This window comes from Arthrobacter sp. 10T413_2, assembly GCF_056394205.1.
On record NZ_JBFTHK010000288.1, the window covers coordinates 1 to 3,314 of the forward strand.

Annotated in this window: 2 protein-coding genes; both read left to right on the forward strand. The window is 67.3% G+C overall.

Annotated elements, in window-relative coordinates; all coding sequences use genetic code 11:
- The coding region (locus AC1DBQ_RS22560) for a malate:quinone oxidoreductase (protein ID WP_476930636.1) at positions 1-442 on the forward strand (442 nt) is incomplete at its 5' end.
- Positions 443-600: 158 nt separating this feature from the next.
- On the forward strand, positions 601-3,314 hold a 2,714-nt coding region (locus AC1DBQ_RS22565), incomplete at its 3' end, for an efflux RND transporter permease subunit (protein WP_476930637.1).

Consider the following 3,314-nt stretch of genomic DNA (forward strand, 5'->3'; position numbering starts at 1 on the left):
GGACAACATGGACCTCACCGCCTACCTGGTCAAGGAGGTCGCCAAGCGCCACGGCGACAAGGTCGAGGCCCTGCGCGAGTACTACCCCGAGGCCAAGGACGGCGACTGGGAGCTCATCACCGCCGGCCAGCGCGTCCAGATCATCAAGAAAGACCCCAAGAAGGGCGGCGTGCTGCAGTTCGGCACCGAGGTCATCGCCGGACGCGATGGCAGCATCGGAGCCCTGCTCGGCGCTTCCCCCGGCGCGTCCACGGCCGTGCCGATCATGATCGAGCTGCTCCAGAAGTCCTTCCCCAAGAACTTCAAAGGCTKGCAGTCCAAGCTCAAGGACATGATGCCCGGCTACGGTATCAAGCTCAACGACAACCCTGAGCTCGCCGCGCAACTCGAGGCCGAGACGGCCAAGACGCTGCAGCTCGAACAGGTCGCCGCCCACAGCTGAACCCTCCGGGCGCGGGCCGCGGCGGCCCCCCCAGGTTKGGGAGCCGCCGCACCCTTTAGTTGTTCCCGTTGTGCACCAGGGCTGTGCAGTACATCTGGGCACTACATCTGTGCAGTACGTTTGTGCAGTACGTCGTCGACCCGCCAGGAGACCATGAGATGTTCCGGCTCGCCAAGCTGTCCCTCGCCAACCGGGCCCTGATCGCGCTGGTCACGGTGTTCGCGTCGGTGTTCGGCGTGATMACGATGTCCTCGCTGAAGCAGGAGCTCATCCCGTCCATCGAGTTCCCTCAGATCACGGTCATTACCTCGATGCCCGGTGCGTCTCCGGAAGTCGTGGACAAGCAGATMAGCGCTCCGCTGGAAACGGCGCTCAACGGCGTCGAGGGGCTGGAGTCGACGTCGTCCACGTCCCGCAACGGCGTTTCCCAGATCACCCTGGCGTTCACGTACGGCACCAACCTGGACCGGGCCCGCAACCAGATCGACCGGGCCATCTCCAACGCCCAGCAGGCCCTGCCGAAAGACGTCCAGCCGCAGGCCATCGCCGGCAGCATCAGCGACTTCCCGATCGTGTTCCTCGCCGTGTCCTCGGACAAGCCGCTCAGCGAACTCAACGCCGATCTCGCCCGGCTCAGTGTTCCCCGGCTGCAGAAGCTCGACGGCGTGAGGGGCGCCGACGTCACCGGCGGCGCCACCCAGCACATCCAGATCCTGCCGCGGCCACGGGACATGGCGGCGTCCGGCGCGAGCATCCAGTCCATCAGTGATGCGCTGAAGAACAACGGTTCGCTGGTTCCGGCCGGCACCGTCGAAGAGCAGGGCAAGACCCTCTCGCTGCAGATCGGCAGCCCGGTGGACTCCCTCGACGCCATCAAAGCCCTGCCCCTGGGCGCAGCCCGCAACGCGGCAACGATCGGCAGCGTCGCCGATGTCAGCCTCGTCGAGGACGCCCGCACCTCCATCACGCGGACGAACGGCAAAGAAACCCTCGCCCTGTCCGTGACCAAGAAGCCCGAGGGCGACACCGTCGCGATCTCCCATGCGGTCAAGGACGCCATCCCCCAGCTCGAGGCCGAACTCGGCTCCAACGCCAAGTTCACTCCGGTCTTCGACCAGGCGCCGTTCATCGAGAAATCGATCAAGGACCTCACCACCGAGGGCCTGCTGGGCCTGGGCTTCGCAGTGCTGGTGATCCTTGTATTCCTAATGTCCGTGCGCGCGACCTTGGTGACCGCCGTGTCCATCCCGTTGTCCCTGCTGATCACCTTCATCGGGCTTTCGGCGACCGGCTACTCCCTCAACATCCTTACCCTCGGAGCACTCACCATTGCGATCGGCCGCGTGGTGGACGACTCGATCGTGGTCATCGAGAACATCAAGCGCCATCTGAGCTATGGCGAGGACAAGATCACCGCCATTGTGACGGCGATCCGCGAAGTCGCCGGCGCCATCACGGCGTCGACCCTGACCACCGTGGCCGTCTTCCTGCCGATCGCCTTCGTCGGCGATCTGGCCGGCGAGCTCTTCCGGCCTTTCGCCCTCACTGTGACCATCGCCCTGCTCTCCTCGCTGCTGGTCTCGCTGACCATCGTGCCGGTGCTGGCATACTGGTTCCTGCGCGCGGCCGCCGTCACGGACTCCCCGGCCGCAGTGGCCGCCAAGGCGCACGAGGCCGAGCAGCGCACGCTGCTGCAGCGCGGCTACCTGCCCGTCCTGTCCGGCACGCAGCGCCATCCGGTCMTCACGCTCGTCGCCGCCGCCCTGGTGCTCGGCGCCACCGTGGCGATGTCCCCGCTGCTCGCCACCGACCTGCTGGGCCGTTCCGGCGAGAACAGCATGACCGTCCGGCAGGCCTTGCCGGCCGGCACGAGCCTTGCCGATGCCAGCGCTTCGGCCATCCGGGTCGAGAACGTCTTGCGGGGCATCGACGGGATCCAGGACGTCCAGTCCACCACCGGCAACGCCCAGACCGGTTTCTCGGCCCTGCTGTCCACGGGCGCGTCGAATTCGACGTTCACGGTGGTAACGGACGAAAAGGCCAACCAGGATAAGCTCCAGGACACGGTCCGCGCCGAGCTCGCCAAGCTCGGCGACGCGGGCAAKATCACCGTCGGTTCCCAGCAGGGCGGCTTCGGCACGTCCTCCACCGTGGATATCACCCTCAAAGCCGCCACGACCGCTGACCTCCGGACCGCCAGTGACGCGATGGTCAAGGCCATGGACGGGGTCCCCGGCAGCAGCGAGGTGGCCACCAACCTGGCCGCCAGCCAGCCGGTGGTCCAGGTCAAGGTGGACCRGGCCAAGGCCGTCGCGGCCGGCTTGAACGAAGAGCGCGTGGCCGCGGTCCTGGCCGCCACGATCAGCCCGATTCCCGCGGGGACAGTGCGGATCGACACCGACGACTTCCCTGTCCGGATCGGCCAGGGCACCCGATTCACGAGCATCGACGCCGTCCGGCAGATCCCGCTCCCGACGGCGGCCGGCGCCGTGCCGCTGGGCAGCATCGCCTCCGTGGAACAGGTCGACGTCCCCGTCTCCATCACCGCCAGCAACGGCCAGCGCACCGCGAAGGTTTCCGTGACGCCGTCGGGCGCGAACCTTGGTGCGGTGAGCACGGAAGTCCAGAACCGGCTCACGTCAGTCCCGCTCCCGCCGGGGGTTACGGCCACGATCGGCGGCGCAACGACGCAGCAGGCCGATTCGTTCCGCCAGCTGGGGCTCGCGCTGCTGGCAGCCGTCGCGATCGTCTACGTGATCATGGTGGCTGCGTTCAAGTCCCTCGTGCAGCCGCTGATCCTGCTGGTCTCCATCCCGTTCGCGGCGACGGGAGCCATCGCCCTGCTCGTTGTGACGGGGGTGCCGCTGGGGCT